Annotated in this window: 8 protein-coding genes; 7 read left to right on the top strand and 1 reads right to left on the bottom strand. The window is 67.0% G+C overall.

Going from position 1 to position 21,750, the window contains the following annotated elements; translation table 11 throughout:
* Positions 1 to 22: 22 nt before the first annotated feature.
* A complete protein-coding gene (locus ACWDXC_RS44800) occupies positions 23 to 676 on the bottom strand; it encodes a vWA domain-containing protein (protein ID WP_449993135.1) in 654 nt (217 codons plus the stop codon).
* A 769-nt stretch (positions 677 to 1,445) separates the two neighbouring features.
* Here ACWDXC_RS44800 and pglW point away from each other — a divergent pair.
* The 7 genes from pglW to ACWDXC_RS44765 all read left to right on the top strand — a co-directional run bounded on the left by pglW (position 1,446) and on the right by ACWDXC_RS44765 (position 21,647).
* Positions 1,446 to 6,032, top strand: a complete 4,587-nt coding sequence (pglW, locus tag ACWDXC_RS44795) for a BREX system serine/threonine kinase PglW (RefSeq protein ID WP_449993119.1) — start codon at positions 1,446 to 1,448, stop codon at positions 6,030 to 6,032.
* A complete protein-coding gene (gene pglX, locus ACWDXC_RS44790; RefSeq protein ID WP_449993117.1) occupies positions 6,029 to 9,643 on the top strand; it encodes a BREX-2 system adenine-specific DNA-methyltransferase PglX in 3,615 nt (1,204 codons plus the stop codon). Before pglW ends, pglX begins: the two co-directional genes overlap by 4 nt.
* A 318-nt stretch (positions 9,644 to 9,961) precedes the next feature.
* A complete protein-coding gene (locus ACWDXC_RS44785; RefSeq protein WP_449993115.1) occupies positions 9,962 to 11,230 on the top strand; it encodes a hypothetical protein in 1,269 nt (422 codons plus the stop codon).
* 275 nt (positions 11,231 to 11,505) lie between these two features.
* Complete coding sequence (pglY, locus tag ACWDXC_RS44780) at positions 11,506 to 15,354, top strand: BREX-2 system ATPase PglY (RefSeq protein ID WP_449993113.1); 3,849 nt, start codon at positions 11,506 to 11,508, stop codon at positions 15,352 to 15,354.
* Entirely contained in the window at positions 15,354 to 18,215 is a 2,862-nt protein-coding gene (pglZ, locus tag ACWDXC_RS44775) for a BREX-2 system phosphatase PglZ (RefSeq protein ID WP_449993111.1), read from the top strand. The genes pglY and pglZ overlap by 1 nt, the downstream gene beginning before the upstream one ends.
* A 4-nt stretch (positions 18,216 to 18,219) precedes the next feature.
* The gene (gene brxD / locus ACWDXC_RS44770) at positions 18,220 to 19,536 is read left to right on the top strand and encodes a BREX system ATP-binding protein BrxD (RefSeq protein WP_449993109.1); all 1,317 of its coding nucleotides are present in this window, start codon (positions 18,220 to 18,222) and stop codon (positions 19,534 to 19,536) included.
* Positions 19,533 to 21,647 (top strand): DEAD/DEAH box helicase, encoded by a 2,115-nt coding sequence (locus ACWDXC_RS44765; protein ID WP_449993107.1) that lies wholly within the window; start codon positions 19,533 to 19,535, stop codon positions 21,645 to 21,647. Before brxD ends, ACWDXC_RS44765 begins: the two co-directional genes overlap by 4 nt.
* Positions 21,648 to 21,750 lie beyond the last annotated feature (103 nt).

Here is a 21,750-nt window from a genome sequence, read left to right as displayed (position 1 = left end):
TCTCGTCGCGCGCTTGTGTGGCCTAGGCCCCAAAGCTGGATAGGTCCTCGGGGTTCAATACCGGTGTCCGGTCAGGACGAGTGCTCTGGGCACGTTGGGTGACGGTGACGGTGACCCAGCGGAAGTACTGCTGGATCCGTCCCACGTCTTGTGCCTCGAACACGCCGCTGGCTTCATCGCTGACGAACCGGCGCAGCACGGCCCTTGCCTGCTCGGTCATTTCGGGCCCGATGGCGATCGCAAGCCGGTTGGCCCTGGAACCCTTCGGGGAATTGAGTAGATGGTCGAGGGCTTCCTCCCATTCGTCGGTGGGCATCCCGTCGGAGATGAGAACAAGGGTGGGAGCGAAGGCTCGGGCTGGGACGACGGACTCGTCGTGCAGCAGTTCGTCGGCGAGCGAGAGAGCCGCGCCGAGTGGGGTGCCGCCCCGGGCTTCCATATCGGTCCAGGAAGCCGCTGCAGCGGGCCCCAGCTCCTGATGCAGGACGGCGCCATCCTGACTGAACGCAATCACCCCGATGTGGATGGCTCCTCGCCCAACGTCGGCCGTCGCGAAATCATCGAGCATGCGGCGGATGCACTCATTAAGCACATCGATCTTCTCTGGAGGTTCACCCATGCTCCCGCTCACGTCTGCCAGCACAAGTACCGGTAGCGGACGTGCCTTCGCAGTCATGAACCGGGGCGCGGCACCCACGATGTCCCTCCATCGTCTTCCACGAGACGGCCGCTCCAGGCCCACATATGACCTATTACAGCCAGGCAATTTCTGACATGAGGCAGATACGGTACTACGAATCCGTCGGATGGTGTTCGGGTGCCGTGGTTCTTGCCATGAATCTCGTTGGAGGGGCAAGCGTGATGGAGAAATCCCAGCGATGAGCGGAGGGCTGAGCTGACCCCATTGTCCTACTCGGCATCCGCGCAGCGCCGACTTCGTCACTCTTCGTGGTGAGAGGCGCACACTCTATGGAGGGCACGGTGGTGCTGTCGGTGAGTGGGAGTCGTGGACCACGTGGGCGCGGCGGAAATCGAACAGATTCTTGTATGTGCCCTTGTAGCGAGCGCGGCGGCTTTGCTAGCGGCCGAGGTAGGCCACGGCGTGTTCTCTGCGATGCGCCGGCGCAGCTGGACGCGGCCTTGGGGCCTGCTGGCGTTCGCGCAGTTCGACCAGACGTTGCTTATCAGGGTGGATGCTCACTCTGCAGTCGCCCGTACTGGCAATGCAGCTGGGTCAATCGCCGATGAAGATGGATACGAAGGCAACGATGCGGCTGGTCACAAGGCATGGGCAAGATCCATAAGATCCCGTGGGTGATGAGCGGCGGAGGTGACAAACGTTCCATCGCAAGGTCCTCCTTTGTCATACACCGCCGATAAGCTGTGCTCCGACGATTCGGCCTGCGTTGGGCGGTCGGCGGGAGCATCGACAATCGGAGTCACGCATGCTCGAAGGCCGGTGGACCACTGTCACTGAGTCTGAGTTCGACCATGAGCGTCGTGGCCTGGAAGCCATCCGTGAGAAGCTGCCCGACTCCGAGCCCTGGCGGGCCTGGTCCAATTTCACCTTCACGGCCCAGGCGGGGCACGTCCGCGAGGTCGACCTGCTGGTCGTTACCCCCGGTGGCGTTCACCTGATCGAGCTGAAGGACTGGCACGGCAGCGTCACCACCGAGAACGGCGCCTGGGTGCAGACCACGCCCAACGGCCGTCGAGTGCCGCACGGCAACCCGTATCACCTGACCGACAAGAAGGCCAAGGAGCTCGCGTCTCTCCTGGGCAGGTATGGCAAACGCGTCTGGGTCGGCGCGGCGGTCTGCTTCACGGACCCGTCACTGCAGGTGCGGTTGTCCCCGAACGACCAGAACGGCGTCTACAAGATCGACGAACTCGTGCGGATGCTGAAGGAGCCCGCTCGCTACGACCAGCGAAGGATCACTCTCACCGACTCGCGCGAGATCAAGGGCGCCCTGGACAGGATCGGGATCCGGCGGAGCGACGCCGAATACAAGGTCGGTCCCTTCCTTCTCGAACGCAAGTCCTTCGACACCGGCCCCACCTGGGCGGACTACCTGGCACGCCACAGCGAGCTGCCCGAGCTGGCGAGGGTCCGCATCTATCTCCGCGAGCGTGGCTCAGACGCGTCGATCCGCCAGTCCGTGGAGAACGCCGCCCGCCGGGAGGCCGCCGTCCTGCGGCGCTTCCGGCACCCAGGGGTCGTCCAGCTGAAGCAGTACGACCCGTCCGGGCACTCGGCCGGCCCGGCCTTGATCTTCGACTATCACCCCCACACGCTGCGCCTGGACGAATACCTCGTCCAGTATGGCGACAAGCTCGACATCCTCGCCCGGATGGCCCTGGTGCGGCAGCTCGCGGAGACCATTCGCTCGGCGCACTCCAGCCGCATCCACCACCGCGCGCTCGCTCCTCACTCCATCCATGTGATTCCACGCAACCGAGGGCCCGAAGGACGAGCCATCGGCGAGGAGGCCGCCTGGCTCGCGCCTCGGCTGGAGATCTCCGACTGGCAGATCGCCCACCGGAGCGGCGGGCAGTCGCAGGGCGGGACGAGGTTCGCCCCGACCGCTCTGTCGACGATGCACGTGGCGGAGAGCTCCGACCCCTACCTCGCGCCTGAGCTGACCGCGCAGAAGCCTGACTCGATTGCCCTGGACGTCTACGGGCTCGGTGTGATCACTTATCTGCTGGCCACCGACCGGCCACCGGCGGCCACCCAGGCCGAGGTGCTGGCCCGGCTCGAAGCAGGAGAAGGACTGCGCCCCAGTGCGATGGTCGACGGCCTGTCGCCGGACATCGACGAGCTGGTGCAGGCGGCCACGGCCTACCGGCCGAGCCAGCGGCTTTCGTCGGTTGACGAGTTCCTGGAGATGCTGGAATGCGTCGAGGACTCGCTGACCGAGCCGGAAGCCGGGCCGGCCGACGCCGCCGCTGCCCAGGCCCAGGAGAAGGATCCGCTGGAAGCCGTCACAGGTGATGTCCTGGGCGGGCGCTGGGAGGTGCGCAGGAGACTGGGCACCGGTTCGACCAGTCGCGCCTATCTCGTCCACGATCTCCAAGGCAAGGCCCGTGCCGGCCTGGCCGTGCTGAAGGTGGCTCTGTCGGACAGTCGTGGTGAGGTGCTGATCCGCGAGGCCGAGGTGATGAGACGGCTGCGAGCAGACTCTCGCGTCATCCAGCTCGTGGAGAAGGAGCCGCTGATCATCGGTGGCCGTACCACGCTCGCCCTGGAATATGTCGGAGACGAACGCGACCCCGCAGTCTCGGAGCCGGGCACCGTCAGCCGCCGCAGGGAGGAGACCGTCGCGCGGCAGCTCCGTGAAGGCGGACGGCTCCAGATCGACCAGCTGGAGGCTTACGGCGACTATCTTTTCGGCGCCGTCGACTTCCTGGAAGGCGAGGGCGTCTGGCATCGGGACATCAAGCCGGACAACATCGCGATCCGAGTGCGCCCCAACCGCACCCGCGAGCTGGTGCTGATCGATTTCTCGCTGGCCGGTTACCCTGTCCAGGAGGTGGAGGCAGGGACCGACGGCTACCTCGACCCCTTCATCGGCACGCTGACCCGGTCGGTCTACGACGCTCATGCCGAGCGGTACGCCTTGGCCGTGACCCTCCATGAGATGGCTTCGGGTGAGCTTCCGCAATGGGGCGATGGCAAGGTCTCGCCTCGCCAGACCGACCCACAGGAGCATCCCTCCCCGAGGATCGCCGTCGACGCCTTCGACCCTGCTGTCCGCGACGGACTGGCGGCCTTCTTCCGCAAGGCGCTTCATCGTGATGTCTCGCAGCGCTTCGCTGAGCTCAAGCCGATGCGGGACGCCTGGAAGAAGATCTTCCTGGACGTGGCTGAGGCCGCCCCTGTCTCACGGACATCCAAGCACCCCGACACGAGTCGGCCCGCACCGGCGACGATCAACGAAGCCGAGCCCGTATCCGCAGCGGAGCAGCGCGACCTGATCGCCGCTGCCGTGACCCGCGAGACCCACCTGTCGGCGGCCGGCCTCACCCCGGCAGCCGAGCAGTTCCTCTACGGCCTGCGCATCACCACGGTCGGTGAGCTGCTCGACTTCAGCCAGCGTGGCCTCGTCAACGCTCCCGGTCTGGGCGCCAAGACCCGCAGCGAGATCCAGCGCCGCCTGCGCGAGTGGGGAGAGCGCTTGCGCGCCGTCCCCGTCTCGCCTCTGAGCCCGGAAGGCCGCCGCCAGGCCGACGAGGAGCTGGAGCAAGTCAGCCAGGCAGAAGCCGCCCTGGTCGACAGCCTGGCCATCGGCGGGAGCGCGGATCTGCTCCCGCAGCGCACCCTCCGCTCGGTCAGCCTCGACACCCTCGCCTCCCTCCTGGTGCCCGAGCTGAAGAAAGGTGGCGCCAACGGCAACGAGGTTGAGATGGTGCGGCTGCTCCTGCGCCTCCCCGACGAGCACGGCGAGCTGCCTTCGGGAGTCGGGGTCTGGCCGAAGCAGAAGGATGTCGCCGAGGCGCTCGGGCTCAGCACCGGGCGCATCCCGCAGATGCTCAAAGTCCAGCGGTTGCGCTGGAAGAAGCTCCCGGTCATCGCCACCCTCCGCGAGGAAATCCTGGAGTTGGTGGCCGACCTCGGACGGGTCGCCTCGGCCGCGGAGATCGCTGACGCTTTGGTAGTACGGCGGGGCACCCGATTGCAGGGGCGCGAGCGGCGCCGGGCACTGGCATTGGCCGCCATCCGGGCGGTGGTCGAGATCGAGCAGCTCGACCCCGCGAGCAGCCAGTTCCGGCATCTGCCCAACCGCGCCGCCAAGGACGAGGTGCTGGGCGCCGGCCTGCTGGCGCTGGAGGTCGGCGAGGAGGACGGGCCCGACACCCCCTCCGCGCCGGGCCTGCTCGACTACGCGCAACGTCTCGGCAAGGCCGCCGATAAGCTGGCCGAGCTGGACACCCTCCCTACCGCCGCCCTGGTGCTGAGCGAGCTGGGCGCGATCACGCTGCCGCCCGGCGCGATCGACTGGGACGAACGCCGCATGGTCTCCGTGGCGGCCGGCGCTTCCCGCAATGCCGCCGTCACACCACGGCTGGAGATCTATCGACGTGACTTGTCCCTGGTACGGGCGCTACGGCTCACGCAGGCGGGCCTGGTGCGCCTGATTCCGGGGGTGCCGGACGAGCGCCAGCCGGGTCTGACGGTCGTCGAGATCCACGACCGGGTCCTTGCCCGCTTCCCGGAGATCACCTATCAGGGCAAGCCGGATTTGCCAGCCGGGGGCCCGCTCACGAAGGCCCTCCGCGACGCCGGTTTCGACCTCGTGCTCTCCACGCGCGAGGACACCAGGACTCTTCGCTACCTTCCCCGCCGCACGACGCCGGAGTCGAGTTACCAGACGGTCGGCGCCTGGCGGCAAGCGACGCGGCTGAGCGCTGCCGGCCGTTACGCTGACGACCCGCTGATGGCCAACGCGGTGCGAGCTGAGGAACGGCTGACGGCATCGGCAGGGCGTGACGGGTTCCGGGCTCTCACCGTGCGGACAGCGCTGAGTCCCATCGCCACCGACGAGCTGTCGGGCAGCCGGTTCGGCGCACAGGTGGTGTCGGTAACGAGGTTGTTCCTGGAAACGATGCACGAGTTGGTTCCGCCGGGGACCAAGCCGACGTGGGAGACGATTCTGCGGGCCGACGTCGCCGAGGCGGGCAGCAGGGCGGCCCTGAAGTTCGCCGAGTACGCCCGTACCGCGTGGGGCCGGGTCGAACCGAGGATCGCCGCGATGCTCGACTCCGGCTCCGGGCCGGTGCTCCTCACGGACGCCGCCGTGCTCGCCCGGTACGACGCGATGGGCGTGCTCGACCGGCTGGCGGCAGCGGCCCGGCTCGGCCGGCGGGGGCTGTGGCTGCTGTGCCCGCAGGGCGATCCCGCACGGGAGCCCAGGCTCGGGGCGGTGGCCGTGCCCTACCAGGCGGGGCTGGGGGAGTGGATCGAGTTGCCCGACTCGTGGGTGCGCAATGCCCACCGGGGCGGGCTTTTGGGAGCGGGAGAGGCGAATTGATCGACAGCGAGCTGCTTCGGGATGACCTCAAGGGCCAGGTCAAGGCGGTAGAGACCGACCTTGCCAAGCAGGTCAAGGCGTTGCCCGAGGTCGGGGCTCGGCTGCGGGCCGAGTACGACCAGGCGCGCAAGCTGGGGCGGACCGCTGCGACGTGGAGCTCCTGGCTGGACGAGCGGATTACCCAGGTCGCCGTCGCGTGGGTGCTGGGCACCGTGTTCGTGCGCTTCTGCGAGGACAACCTGCTCATCTCCGAGCCCTATGTGACTGCTCCCGATACCGAGCGGCGGGAGTTCGCGCAGGCGCGGTATGAGGCGTATGTCGAGGAAGACCCGGATCCGACGTATCGCGGGTGGCTGGAGAAGGCCTTCGCGGAGCTGGGCGAAGGGCAGGCCGGCGCGCTGCTGTTCAACCGCAGGCACAACCCGCTCTTCCACATTCCGATCTCGCATGACGGTGCGCGGGACCTCGTCGAGTTCTGGCGGCGGCGCGACGAGACGGGCACGCTGGTCCACGACTTCGCCGATCCGCTGAACGAGGACGGCACCGAGGGCTGGAACACCCGCTTTCTTGGCGATCTCTACCAGTGGATGTCCGAGGACGCGCGGAAGACGTATGCCCTGCTGCAGACGCCCGAGTTCGTCGAGGAGTTCATCCTCGACCGGACGATGGAGCCCGCGATCCGGGAGTTCGGGTACGAGGAGCTGAAGATGATCGACCCGACCTGCGGGTCGGGGCACTTCGTGCTCGGCGCGTTCCGGCGGCTGGTCAAGCTGTATGGCGAGCACCAGGGACACCGGGATCCCTACGAGCGGGTACGGCTGGCGTTGGACTCGGTTCACGGAGTGGACCTCAACCCGTTCGCGGTCGCCATTGCGCGGTTCCGGTTGCTGGTTGCGGCGATGGCGGTCGCGGGAATGCGGACGATGAAGGAGGCGGCCAAGTACGACTGGCCGATCCACCTGGCCGTTGGCGACTCATTGATCAAGGCTAGGCAGCTTCCGCTGACACTCGGGGACGAGGTGCCAAGCGATCCGCTGGCCGAGTTCGCGTATGCCACCGAGGACGTGCACGAGCACCCTGGCATCCTGGAGCCGGGTCGCTATCACGTGGTTGTAGGGAATCCCCCGTACGTCACCGTCAAGGACAAGAAGCTCAATGAGCTCTACCGGGATTTGTACGACGCCTGCCACAGGGAGTACGCCCTGTCGGTGCCATTCGCCCAACGGTTCTTCGACTTGGCGAAGCGTGGTGATGCGGATGGTCGAGGCTACGGCATGGTAGGGCAGATCACTGCCAACTCGTTCATGAAGCGGGAGTTCGGCGCGAAGCTGATCGAGGAATTCTTCGCACACAAGGTCGAGTTGACCGAAGTCATCGACACCTCGGGTGCATATATTCCTGGGCATGGCACCCCCACGGTCATTCTGATCGGTACTCGCCGATCCGGCCGGATTCGGACCGCGACTGTTAGGACGGTCCGAGGTGTTCAGGGCGAGCCCTCTGTCCCAGAAAAGGCCGAGAATGGCGTGGTCTGGCGAGCCATTGTCGAGGGGATTGATTTGCCCGGGAGGCTAACTCCATGGGTCTCTGTCGGCGACCTTGAACGTGAGCGCTACTTTGCCAAGCAGCCCTGGATATTGTCCGACGGTGGCCTCGAGATGGTGGAGAGCATCGAATCGGCGAGCAAGACGAAGCTTCGGAATTCACTGGCGCTCGGCATCGGCTCGGCAGCGATCTCAGGGGAAGACAGCTCATATTTTCTGCCTATCCATGGGTTCGCGCCGCGCGTTCGGATTGAGAACATTAGCCCAATGGTGATAGGTGAGGATGTACGCGACCACACCCTTACCCCAAGTTTCCTTACCCTCTGGCCGTATGGCGAGAAAATGACCCTTATGCGAGAGGGTGATATCCCAGGGATTCTGGCAAAACTCTGGCCAACAAGGACGGTGCTGAAGAACAGGAGGCGCTTTAGTAAACTGGTGACCACAATACCGGGATTCTCTTGGTACGAATATCGCGAGTTGTACACAGAAAAGCTCCGAACCCCACTCTCGATTCCGTTCGCTTTCGTGGCGACGCACAACCATTTTGTGCTGGACCGGGGAGGGAAAGTGTTCAATCGTTCTGCTCCGGTAATCAAGTTGAGGAAAGGGGCAAGCGAAGAGGAGCATTTGCGGCTGCTCGGCTTCCTTAACAGCTCCACTTCCTGCTTCTGGCTCAAGCAGGTCAGCCAGGGAAAGGGCGGGAGCGGACTCGGGCGTGGGATCCAGAGTGAAGCCTGGGAGGAGCGGTACGAGTTTACCGGCGCCAACCTTGAGGATTTTCCTTTGCCAGCTCTGTATCCAGCTGAACTTGCGAAAACCCTGGACAAGTTGGCACAGCAACTCGCTGCTGTCAGTCCGGAGGCGCTCGTTGCCGCACGAGTGCCGACAGGCGCAGCATTGCGTGAAGCCAAAGCTCGGTGGGAAAGCACCCGGGCGCGGATGATCGCGTTGCAGGAGGAGTTGGACTGGCAGGTCTACTCTCTCTACAACCTGCACCCCGAAGATCTCCGCGCCCCCGAGGACGCTGTGCCTGAGCTGGCGCTCGGTGAGCGGGCCTTCGAGATCGTGCTTGCTCGCAAGGTCGCCAAGGGCGAGGCGTCCGGCGAATGGTTCAAGCGCCACAACTCCACTCCCACCACCGAGATCCCGGCGCACTGGCCGGAGTCGTACAAGGAGATCGTTCAGAAGCGGATCGACACCATCGAGTCCTCCCGTGCGATCGGCATGATCGAGCGCCCCGAGTACAAGCGCCGCTGGGCCACCGAAGGCTGGGACGCGCTCCAGGAGAAAGCACTGCGCTCCTGGCTGCTGGACCGCATGGAAGCGCGTGAGCTCTGGTTCGACGACAACGGCCAGCCAGCCATCATCACCTTGCCCCGCCTGGCCGACACCCTGTCCCGCGACGAGGACTTCGTCTCCGTCGCCGCGATCTACGCCCCGCGTCGTGACCTTCTCGCGGTCGTCACCGACCTCATCTCCACCGAGCACGTGCCCTTCCTGGCCGCGCTCCGCTACAAGCCGAGCGGCATGAGGAAGCGCCAGGACTGGGAGGAGGTTTGGGATCTGCAGCGCCAGGAGGATGCCGCGCCCGAGTTCTCCGACGACCCCAAGGTCAAGACCAAGAAGCAGATCCGCGACTCCATCCCGGTGCCGCCGAAGTACACCTCCGCCGACTTCCTGCGCTCCTCCTACTGGTCCGCGCGCGGCAAGCTCGACGTGCCGAAGGAGCGTTTCATCTCCTACGGGGACACCAACACCCAGACCCCTGGCCTATACGGCTGGGCCGGCTGGGACCACAGGGAGCAGGCGCAAGCCCTGGCCACCTACTTCACCAACCACCCCATGACCGCCGAGGAGATCAAGCCGTTCCTCGCCGGCCTGCTCGAACTCCAGCCGTGGCTCTACCAGTGGCACAACGAGTTCGACATCACCTACAGCGGTTCGCCAGCGGAATTCTTCGCCGCCTACCGTCAGCAGATCCAGCAGGAGCACGGCTTGACGGACGACGACCTGCGTCTCTGGAGTCCGGCCAAGCCGGTCCGCGGCGGCCGGACCAGGAAGTGACGGAGCTCTGGGTCAAAGCTTCACGGTCGATCCATCGGCGAGCGCCGTGCCGTCGATGACGATCAAGATTCGCGGATCTTCCGTATCTCGGTTACGACGTCGTCGTGGCTGGCCCCGCCGCCGAGCGATCGGAGCGTCTCCAGTCGCTCTCTGATCGTATCCGGGGCGGGGGTGGCCGTGCTCTCGGTAGCAGCTGATACGTGCACACCACCACTATCGGCCGTGGCGTCGTATTGTGACGTGAGTCACGGGGAGGTTGTTATTATTTTGCTTTGGAGTCGTTGATGCTGCGGTAAAGATTGGCTGGGGGAGTGGGGAATGAGCAGGGTGGTCTCCTTTCACACTCCGGTCCCGGCGTCCGTGATCATCGACAGCCGCAACCTGGCCGGTCAGGCGAAGGAAGTCCTCGGCAGGCCGCGCTACCCCAGCGTTCCCGGCGTTCGCGAAGCGCTGGCCGCGTACGGCTTCGCGGTGGAGAAGGTGATCGCCGCGGTGGCCACCCGGTCGCAGGGCAACGCGGCCCGCAGCCCACGGGTGAGCAGGGCTCTGGAGATCAACTGTGACTTCGCGGAGCGGATCAAGGCGGACGGGGGCGTCGTCGCCGAGGGCTACCTGCGTGACGACTACGGCCCGATGGAGGAGAAGCAGGTCGACGTCCTGTGCGCCCGGGCGATCGCTGAGGAGGCGTACGCGGTCCGGCACGCGGCCTCCCCCGCGAGGGCGATCGTGCTGCTCAGCAAGGACGCCGATCTCATCCCCATGTTCGGCTTCGCGCACGACCTGGGCGTCCCGGTTTACGCCGCGGCCTCCTCCACCGTGCACGATCGCCGGCTCGGCCACTGGCTGCTGCTCGGTCAGGCGGCGCTGTGCACCATGACGGGCATGCGCGGAATGTTCGGTCACGGGCTCCGGGACAAGGTGGCCGACTTCGCGTTGCGCCGCTGGGATCGGTGCTACTCCTGGACAGTGGTCGGAACGGTCCATCGCTCCGGGGTGGAGCTGGTGAGGCTTCGACATTCATGCGGTGTTCAGGGCATCGCGTCGCTCGCGGAGTTCGGCGGGCGCGCTCCGGCCCGTGGCAGCGTCCATTCCCTGTACCCGGCGGGAGTCGATGCGGGAGAGTGGCGGCGCGAGCTGCCCGAGCTCGCGCTGGCTGGCTCGAGGCCGAGTGGTCCCTCTCCCGAGCTGATGACGGCGGTCGTCAGCGGTCGCATCGGCCCGACCAGGGCGGAGATCCGCCTGGCCGACGGGGTGATCGAGCGGCTGGAGATCCCCGTGGACAACATGCCCGTCGGGCGGGAGATCCTCGTCCAGTACGCCAGACGGAGTCTGCGGCTGGTGGGTGGGCTGGACGCGCCGACGCCCGGCGAGTCGCCGGTCCTGGCTCCCATGCTCGTCGAGGTGACCGGGATCGTCCCCGGGACGGGCGCGGCCAAGGGCCTCCTGCCCGATGGCTCCACGGTGCTGGTCCGGCTGCCCAGGAACGACTGGGGCGGGATCGGGGAACGTTACGTGGCCGTGGCGGCGGGCTCCATGCCGGACGGGTTTCCGCTCGTGCAGGCCATCTCCAGCCGGCTCGTACCATGATCGGCCCGAACGCGACTGAGGACGGGCCCTCCGGGCCCGTCCTCAGTTTTCACGTAACCACCGGCCCCTACGTCCGGCAAAGAAGTGTTAGCGTCCTCTCGGACGCCCTCAGTATCAGTGACCGTACGGGTCCACGTCAAGCGCAAGTTTGCCGCTGACCGTGGCGAAATGCCAGGTAGAGGGCACTGTCGAATGTGGACGTGTCTTGTGCGGGCCTGGTGAGCGGCGATCTCGGAAGACTCGTCAACAGCAGCGAAGGAGAGGTTGGCACCCCCATGAGCCAGCAGCCGTTGCTCCGCGATGTGATCGACATCAAGGAGTCGATTTCCACCTCAGACTTCGTGCTGCGGCTGGCCGAGGCGGTGACTCCGGAGGGCGCCGAGCATGCGCTGAGGGACTATGTGGTCACCGACCGCCTGCGGAAGAACTTCGAAGAGGCGCTGGATCTGATCAAGGCGGCGCTGGACGGGCACACGTCCAAGGCGGCCTACCTGCACGGATCGTTCGGTGCCGGTAAGTCGCACTTCATGGCCGTCCTGTACGCGCTGCTCAGCGGCAACCAGACGGCCCGCTCCATGGGCGACTTCGACAAGGTCCTGACCAAGCATGAGTGGCTGGTCAATGACGGCAAGAAGTTCCTGCTGGTGCCGTACCACATGCTGGGTGCCAAGGCCATGGAGCAGCGGGTGCTCGGCGGCTACGTCAGCCACATCAAAAAGCTGCATCCCGACGCGCCCACGCCACAGGTTTACCGGACGGACTCCCTCTTCACCGACATCCGGGCAATGCGGGCGAAGATGGGCGACGAGGCCGTCATCAACGGCCTGGGCGGTGGTGGCGACAGCGAGGAGGACGAGTGGGGCGAGTCCTTTGCCTGGACCTCCGAGTTGCTGGACCAGGCGCTGGCAGCCGAGGAGTCGCACGACGGAGGCGACGCCCTGAACCTGGTGCATCCCACCACCCCGGCGGAACTACGCGCCAAGCTGGTCCACGACGCGAGCACGAGCCTGCTCCCCGGTTTCGCGCAGAACGCGGCTGAAGACGAGCACGGCTTCATCTCCCTGGACGCCGGCCTGTCCGTGATCGCCCAGCACGCCAAGTCTCTCGGCTACGACGGGTTGATCCTCTTTCTGGACGAGCTGATCCTCTGGCTGGCGACGCTCATCCACGACCAGAAGTTCGTCGCCCGCGAAGCCAGCAAGATCACCAACTTCGTCGAGGGCAGTGACGAGCGGCGGGCCATCCCCGTGGTCTCGTTCATCGCGCGCCAGCGCGACCTGCGGGAGCTGGTCGGCGAAGAGCTGGACGCGGGCGCGGCGGAGGCGTCGATCCAGGACACGCTGAGCCTGGCCTCCGGACGCTTCGACAAGATCACCCTGGAGGACCGCAACCTCCCGCAGATCGCGCATGCCCGCCTGCTCAAGGCCAAGCCGGGCAAGGAAGACCTGATCGACGCCGCGTTCGTGCAGACCAAGAAGATCGGCCCGCAGGTGTGGGACACCCTGCTGGGCTCGGATCAGGGGACCACAGGCGCGGACGAGGAGTCGTTCCGGCTCACCTACCCGTTCTCGCCGGCCTTCATGGACACTCTGGTGCACATCTCCTCGGCCCTGCAGCGCTCTCGCACAGGTCTGAAGCTCATGGGCCAGTTGCTCGCCAACCACCGAGACGATCTCCGGCTGGGCCGGCTCGTTCCCGTGGGGGAGCTCTACCCGGTGATCGCCGACGGCGGTGACAAGCCGTTCGTCGACAGCCTGAAGGTGGTCTTCGAGGCCGCCGACAAGCTGTACAGGGGCAAGATGCGCCCCTACCTGCTGTCCTCCGCGGGCGTCACCGAGGACGAAGTCGAGCAGTTCCGGCACCGGCCCGAGACGCTCACGGACCCGCAGCTCGCGCAGCGCTGCAAGGTGTTCGTCGGCGACAACCAGCTTGTCTGCACCCTGCTGTTGTCGGCGCTGGCGCCGAGCGCGTCGGCGCTGAGCGACCTGACGATCCGCCGCCTCGGCGCGCTCAACCACGGCTCGGTGACGGCGCCGATCCCTGGCAGCGAGGTGGGCATCATCGCCAACAAGGTGACGGAGTGGGCGGCCCGCTTTCCCGAGATCAAGCAGTCCGGGACGGGGCCCACTGCCCGTGTCCGGCTGGAGCTCACGGGCATCGACGTCGACACGGTCATCGCCAACGCGGCGGTCAACAACAACCCCGGCAACCGGATCGCGCTCGCCAAGAAGCTGCTCATGGACGAGCTCGGCATCGACCACAGCGACGCCCGGCTTGGAGCCGACGAACTGCGCTTCGTCTGGCGCGGCTCCAGCCGCACGGCCGAGGTCGTCTTCGGCAACATCGCCGACGAGGACGAACTGCTCGATCATGATCTGCAACCGCAAGTGGACGGCCAGTGGCGGATCGTCGTCGACCTGCCGTTCGATGAGAACGGTTGGGGGCCCAGAGACGACGTCAACCGGCTGCAACGTCTCGCCGAGCGGCAGCGCGAGCGCACCAGGACCATCGCCTGGATCCCCTGCCATCTGTCGGCCCAGCGGATGGACGACTTCAAGCGCCTGGTGATCATCGACAGGGCCCTCGCCGACGACAACCGGTTCGCCACGCAGTACGCCGCTCATCTCAGCCCCGACAACCGGGCCAGGGCCAAGGGGCTGCTGGAGAGCCAGCAGGAGGCGCTGCTCAAGAACCTCAAGCCCGCCTTCAAGCAGGCGTACGGTCTGGCCAGGCAGACGGAGACGGACGTCGAGGGAGGGTTCGACGAGCACCTCATGTCCTTGCGCGACGTCGATGGGCTCAAGCTCTCGCTCGGCCAGTCGATGCACGAGGCCCTCAGGGAGATCGCGGCCAAGGCACTGGCATCGCAGTTTCCCGCCCACCCCGACTTCGATCCGGAAGGCAGCAGGGTTCCTGTCAAGCCGGCGGATGCCAAGACGGTCTTCACCTATATCCGGGCCGCTGCGGAAGCCCGTGACGGACAGGCCGAAGTCCCCGCCAAGGATCGCAGGCTGGTAGAGCGGGTGGCCGGTCCACTGGGCCTTGGACAGCAGAAGGAGGCGTACTTCGAGCTGTCCCAGCGTTGGGCGGACCACTTCCGGCGCATGGCGCAGACCGAGGGAGTCACGGGCGACCTCAGCCTGATCCACCTCACGGACTGGATGGACAAACCGAACCCCATGGGTCTGGAGCCGTTCCTGGTCAACCTGGTCGCCGCCTCCTTCGCCGAGATGGACGACAGGGTGTGGGTGCGCGGCGGAGTGCCGCTCGACCCCTCACCCGAGCTCGCCCAGATCAAGCCGGGTGACGCCCTGCGGAGCCAGCCGCTTCCCGGAGAGCAGGACTGGGCCGCCGCGCAAGAGCGATTCGCGGCGATCTTCGGGGAGAAGGCGCCGACGCTACGCCGCGGAAGGATGGTGCACCAGTTCGCCCGGCAGATCCTGGAGGCTGCCCGCCAGCAGCAGGAGGCCGCTACGACCCTGGTCGAGCAGTTGGAGCAGCATGCCGCCTTCCTCGGCCTGGACGAGACGGACGAGGCTGGGCGTCTGGTGATCGCCCGGAAGTCGCTCGACCTGCTGAAGGCTCTGGTGGCCACGGGACGGGCGGGGGCGGGGGCCACGTCGGCCAAGAAGCCGATCGAGACGCTCGCCCGCGCCGACCTCGGGCCTGTGAGCCCGGATCGGTACGGCACCTCCATCAAGAAGGCTCATGCGGTGGCGCAGGCGCTGGCCGGGGCCTCATGGGACACGCTGGACCTCGCCTCGGGTCAGGGCGCCGAGGGCCACGCACTGCTCGAGTCTCTGCGCGGTGTCGCCCGTGCGGATCAGCGCACGGCCGATCTGATCGAGGCGCTGGACCGTACCAGACGCGAGATCACCGCGCTGATCAAGCGCAACCAGGCAGATCCGCCACCTCCGCCCAAGCCGCAGCCGCCCGCGCCCGGACCCGACAACGTCGACCTGGCCGGCGGGAGCAGCCACCCGCCCGTGCCGGGGGAGTCACCCAAGCGCAGGTCCGGCGGCCGGCGCACGACGGCAGCCAGGGCAGTGGCCGACCTCCAAGAGGAGCTGGCCGACCTGCCGCCGGGCACCACCGTCGAGATCAACTGGCGGGTCGTGGACTGATGAGCGTCCCTAGCAGCGCGACGCCGGGGACGGTGCGGCTGAGCGCCTCGACCGTCACCCAGTACCTGACATCACAGACCTCCCTGCCGGCCGCGCTGGAGCGCGGGCGCCGAGTCGTGGTGCTGCGCTCCGACCCTCAATGGGATGGCCCCGCTCAGGTGACCTGGGCGTCCGGACAGCGGGCGCGGGTGGCGACCGCCGTCTCGCCGCTTGCCGTGCACGAACTTGTCCTGGACCATCTGGGCGCGGGCGACGAGGCTCCTGCGTTGCTCGTGGTGCTGACCGATCGCGAACAGTCCGAGCTCGATCCGGCGATCCTCGCCCGTGTGCACAAGCAGCGGGTCGAGGCCATCGACCGATGGAACGTGGTGCAGCAGGCATTCGGCGCGGACGGGATCGATCCCTGGCTGCGGGAGGCGAACTGGGCGGCGGAAGCGCTCCTGGACGCCACCCCGCCCGGGGGCTGGCCGCAGGTGGCCGGGGGACTCCTCTCCCGCCGGGTCGCGCTGTCCGAACTCGTGACACGACGGCTCCGGCTCGGGCGTTACGCAGCCGATCAGGACCAGCTGTTCGGCGACAACCTGGACATCTACGCGCTGCTGGCATGGTCGCTCAGCTCCGGGGGCCCGGAAACGCTGCTCGCTCTGCGCGCGCCAGAACGGGATGGGCTGGCTGCCTTCCTCGGTGAGGATGATCAGGCAGGGGCGGCGGGGAGAGCGCTGCTGGCCCTGGTGGCTGCCGAGCATGGTGCCGAGGCCGTGCCGTTCGGGTTGGTGTGCGCGGCCCTCTGGCAGCACGCGGAACCGGACACTCAGAGCCATCGGGTACGCGGGCGGGCGGAGAGGTGGTTCGGTGAGCACCCACCGGCCGAGGGTGAGGCGCTGGACGTCCTCGTGACCGCGTTCGGACGCGCGTGCGAGGAGTTCGTCACCGCCCTGCTAGGCGTCAGCCGTACCGACCCGGACGAGGAGCGGGCGCGCCACGCGCGGCGGATCTCCACCATGGTGCTGGATCGAGCCGAGGCACTGAGCCACCGGCTCGGTGCGGACGCGCAGGCGGCGGCCAGCCCCGTCCTGGCTTCGGGGCTCAAGGCGCGCTTCGCCGAGGCAGGTCAGGCCCTGGCGAACGGGAAGCCACAAGCGATCGCGACAGCGGTGCGGGAACTGGACGATCATCGGCTGGCGGCCGAGGCGGACACGCGGGTACGGATCGATCGCGTGCGGATGGCACAGCGACTGACGCAGTGGCTCGCCACCGGTCCCGCGGCTGAGACGGAGACCGTCGCCGCGGCGATACAGCGGCACGTCGCCGAAACGGGCTGGGTGGACCAGGCGCTGGAGCACCTCGAAGCCGGAGGGGACCCTGAGCCTTCACTGAAGGCCGCCTATGACACGTTGGGCGTCCACGTGCGCGAGCGGCGGCACGCGATCGACCGGTCATTCGCGACGGCTCTGGCCGGCTGGACCTCGGCCGGCACCGCCCCCGGCTCCATGCTGACCGTCGAGACTTTCCTGCACCGAGTGGTCCGGCCGGTGGTGGCCGCCAAGACCGGACGCCGGATCCTCCTTCTGGTGCTGGACGGCATGAGTGCGGCCATCGCCTGCGAATTGGGCGAGGAACTACGCCGGCACTGGGCCGAATACGATCCCCTCACCGATGCTCAGGACAAGCCGCGACGCCGAGCCATGGCGGCCGCGCTGCCCACGCTGACCGCCGTGTCGCGGACATCGCTTTTCGCGGGCAAGCTCATGAGGGGGACGCAGGCGGACGAGAAGCGGCTGTTTCCCACTCACCGCTTCTGGGGCGGAGCACCGGCTGCCGTCTTCCACAAGGACGACCTGCGCGGCGGCACCGCCGGCGATCCCTTCGGGCCCGCGCTGGCCGACGCGCTCGCCGACCCGCAGACCCATGTCGCCGTGGTGCTGAACACCATCGATGACCGGCTCGCCAAGGAGCAGAAGCTCGGCGACGGAGCCTGGCGGCTCGATCAGATCGGCATGCTGCGTGAGCTGCTCCGCGCTGCCGCCGACCAGGGCATGGCGGTGATCATGACAAGCGACCACGGGCATGTCGTGGACCGCCACGGAGCCAAGGCCGTGGGCGAGGGCATCGACTCGGCTCGTCATCGGAAGCCGGGCGGCAACCTGCTGGATGCGGAGGTCCTGCTGTCCGGGCCGCGGGTGGTGTGGCCGGAAACCGGTGGTGAGATCGTGGCTCTGTGGGATGCCGACTCCCACTACACCTCGCAGAAGGCCGGCTACCACGGCGGTGCCTCGCCGGCCGAGGTGACCATTCCGATTCTCGCCTTCCTGCCGTTCGGCGCCGAACCTCCCAAGGGATGGAGGGAACTCGGCGACCAGCATCCGACCTGGTGGTCATTGCGGCAACCGGCGGCGACCCCATCCGAGGCGACGTCACCGAAGGTTCTCGAACCGAAGAAGCCAGCCAAGCGTGCGAAGGTTCCGCCGCCGAACCCTGACGCGCTGTTCGATGTGGTGCTGGAATCGGGCGGGCAGGACACGTTGCTCACCCCCAAGGTGAGATCGGCCGACGACGTGCTCGTCGAAGCCCTGCTCGCATCGGAAATCTTCAACGAGCAGGTGAATCTGCTGGCACGCAAGCCGCCCGTGGACAAGGTCAGATCGGCGATCCTGGTACTGCTCGATTCGGGCACGCTGCCGTCCACCGCGCTCGCCCAGCGCGTCGGCTACCCGACCGCGCGTGCCGACGGCTTTGCAGCCGTGCTGCGTCAGCTTCTCAACTATGAGGGGGTGCAGGTGCTGGAGACGCTGCCGGACGGGCGGACCCTGCGGTTGAACAGGGGATTGCTCCAAGAGCAGTTCGAGCTGGCACGATACTGACGGGATGGGTAACGGTCGGTTGTCACAGGTGAGCGGTGCACGGCGGCGCGCGGTGATCGACGCGCTCCGACGTGGTGCCGTACCCGAAAGCGGTCTGGACCTGCTCGCCACCGGGCTGGCACGGTTCGAATCGGCTCTCGATGCCGAGCTTGACGCCTGCGCCTCTGGGGCATCAGTGTTCAAAGCCGTCCGGGGTGAGTACGGCTCGGGCAAGACGTTTCTCGCACGATGGCTGGGGGAGCGGGCGAAACGGCGCAACTTCGCCGTTTCGGAGATCCAGATCTCCGAAAGCGAGACACCCCTGCACCGGCTGGAGACCGTCTACCGTCGGTTGACCGAGCGGATCTCCACCGCCAGCTTTCCGCCTAGTGCCCTGCGATCCATCGTGGACGCCTGGTTCTACGCGCTCGAAGAGGACGCACTCGCGGCGGGCGCGAGTGACGATGAGTTGTCCGGAGCGATGGAGAAGCTGCTCGAGGCCCGGCTGGCCGAGGTGTCGAGACAAGCACCGTCCTTCGCGACGGCGCTGCGCGGTTACCGGGCAGCTTCGCTTGCAGGTGACGAAGCGACCGCGGCCGCGATCCTGGCCTGGTTGGGCGGGCAGCCACATGTCGCCGCAGCGGCTCGCCGTACGGCAGGCGTTCGGGGAGACCTTGACCATTTCGGGGCGCTCGGTTTCCTGCAGGGGCTGCTCACCGTGCTGAGAGACAGCGGACACCCCGGCCTGCTCGTCGTACTCGATGAGGTGGAGACCTTGCAACGCGTGCGGTCTGACGCCCGCGACAAGGCGCTCAACGCGCTGCGGCAACTCATCGACGAGGTGCACTCCGGCCGGTTCCCGGGCCTGTACCTGCTGATCACCGGCACTCCGGCGTTCTACGACGGCCGGCAGGGCGTGCAGCGACTGGCTCCGCTCGCCCAGCGGATGGCAACCGACTTCACCACCGACCCACGCTTCGACAACCCGCGTGCGATCCAGCTCAGACTGCCCGGATTCAGCTTGGAGTCGCTGGTCGACCTCGGCATCACCATCCGTGACCTGTATGCCGCGGGCGCATCGGATCGGATCAAGACGGTAGCCGATGACGCCTACATCGCGGAGCTGGCGTCCGCAGTCGGCGGAGCGCTCGGGGGCAAGGTCGGGGTCGCGCCTCGCCTGTTCCTGAAGAAGCTGGTAGGGGATGTGCTCGACCGCATCGACCAGTTTGACGAGTTCGACCCGCGCCTGAACTACCGGCTCACGCTGGCCAAGGGCGAGCTGACCGAGACCGAACGCAATTTCGTGGCCGCGGCGGACGACATCGACCTGGACATCGAATGACGGACATTTCGGATCGGCTTCATCCGGTCGTCCTGCACCACGTCGTCAACACTCTCGGCTGGCCGGATCTGCGCCCGTTGCAGCGTGCCGCGATCACACCGTTGATGGACGGCGAGGACGCCGTCCTGCTCGCCCCGACGGCCGGGGGCAAGACAGAGGCCGCGTGCTTCCCCCTGCTGTCGGCGATGGAGCGGAACGGGTGGACCGGCCTGTCGGTGCTCTACCTGTGTCCTCTGAAAGCGCTGCTCAATAACCTGTCCACGCGGATCGGCTCGTACGCCGAGTGGCTGGGGCGTCGAGCCGGTGTCTGGCATGGAGATGTCACCCGGTCGCGTCGGCAACGGATCAGGACGGATCCGCCGGACATCCTGCTGACCACTCCGGAATCGCTCGAAGCGATGCTGATCGGGGTGAAGACCGATCATGCTCAACTCCTCGGACGGATCCGAGCGGTCGTCGTGGACGAGGTCCATGCTTTTGCCGCCGATGATCGGGGCTGGCATCTGCTGGCCGTACTGGAGCGGCTGGAGCGGGTGACGGGCCATCCGATTCAGCGGATCGGGCTGTCGGCCACGGTGGGCAACCCCGAACAGCTCCTGACCTGGCTACAGGGAGCAGGCGCCGGAAAACGGACCGGCCGTGTCGTAGCGCCCGAAGCGAGGCCCTCAGGTCGCCCTCCCGGTGAGGTCGAACTTGACTACGTCGGCTCGCTGGACAACGCGGCAAAATTGATCGCGGCATTGCACCGGGGTGAGAAACGTCTGGTGTTCTGCGACTCACGGCGCCAGGTGGAACAACTCGGAGCAGCACTCAGCGCCCGCGATGTCCGGGTGTTCCTCTCTCACGCCTCATTGTCGGCCGAAGAACGGGCACGCTCGGAGCAGGCCTTCGCCGAAGCACGCGACTGTGTGATCGTATCCACCTCGACACTCGAGCTCGGCATCGACGTCGGTGACCTGGATCGGGTCATCCAGATCGACGCACCTTCCAGTGTCGCGTCCTTCCTGCAACGTATCGGCCGCACCGGGCGGCGCGCTGGCAGCGTGCGCAATTGCCTGTTTCTCGCGACCAGAAGGGACGCCTTCCTCCAAGCCGCCGGCTTGCTGCTGCTGTGGGGACGCGGCTGGGTGGAACCGGTGAGCGCGCCACCCGAGCCGCGTCATCTTGTCGCGCAGCAACTTCTCGCCATCGCTCTCCAGCAGCACCGGATCGGGGACCGGCTGTGGGAGGAGGAATGGAACGGGCTGGCGCCCTTCGACCGGTCGGCTGCGCCCATCCTGCGTCACATGGTGAACACGGGCTTCCTCGACCAGGATGGCGGGATGCTGTTCGTCGGTCCCGAGGCCGAGCGGCGGTTCGGGAGGCGGCACTTCATCGAGTTGACCGCGTCCTTCACCGCGTCTCCTCAGTTCACCGTACTCGCCGGGCGCCGGGAGATCGGGCAGGTTGATGTCTCGGTGTTGACCGAAGAACGGCAGGGCCCGCGACTCCTGCTGCTGGGTGGCCAGAGCTGGCGGGTCACTTTCATCGACTGGATCCGCAAACGGGCCTTCGTCGAACCGGCTGACCGCGGTGGAGTGGCCAAGTGGACCGGTAGCGGCGTCGCGGGACTGCCGTTCGCCCTGACGCGCGCGATGCGGGAGGTCCTGCTCGGCGCCGACCCACCGGTGTCGCTTACCCGCCGGGCGCAAGCCTGCCTGGCGAACTGGCGCGAAGGGGCCCCTGCCATCGTGCATCCCGGCGGAACTTTGATCACAAGGGATGGCACGGATGTGCGCTGGTGGACCTGGGCCGGCTACCGTGCCAATGCGACTCTGGCCGCCACGCTGCCTTCGATCGCCGACCCGGTGCAACGGCCAACCGATTTCGGGGTACGACTCCGTCAAGACCTCACCGCGGCTGCATGGAAGGTGGCGAGAGAAGGCATCGGCGACGGAGAGTTCCTTGTTCTCCCAGACGTCGACCGTCGGGCTGTTACCGGGCTCAAGTTCGCGACGGTACTCCCCGAACGGCTGGCAGTGGCCACCGTAGCTGCACGGCTGGCGGACTTCGAGGGCGCCAAGACCGCATTGACGGAGCCTGTCCGCCTGCAGCACTTCAGTAGTCATTGACTGCTTCGCTAGTGTCATGCGCCTGAAATTCGTCGGTTAAGTCCATAAGCTGGCATGCATGGCGCATTCAGGACCGCCGGCAGTAGAGATCCATCTGACCGAA

The sequence above is a fragment of the Nonomuraea sp. NPDC003214 genome (assembly GCF_053590035.1).
This window is presented reverse-complemented; position numbering and strand designations above follow the sequence as displayed.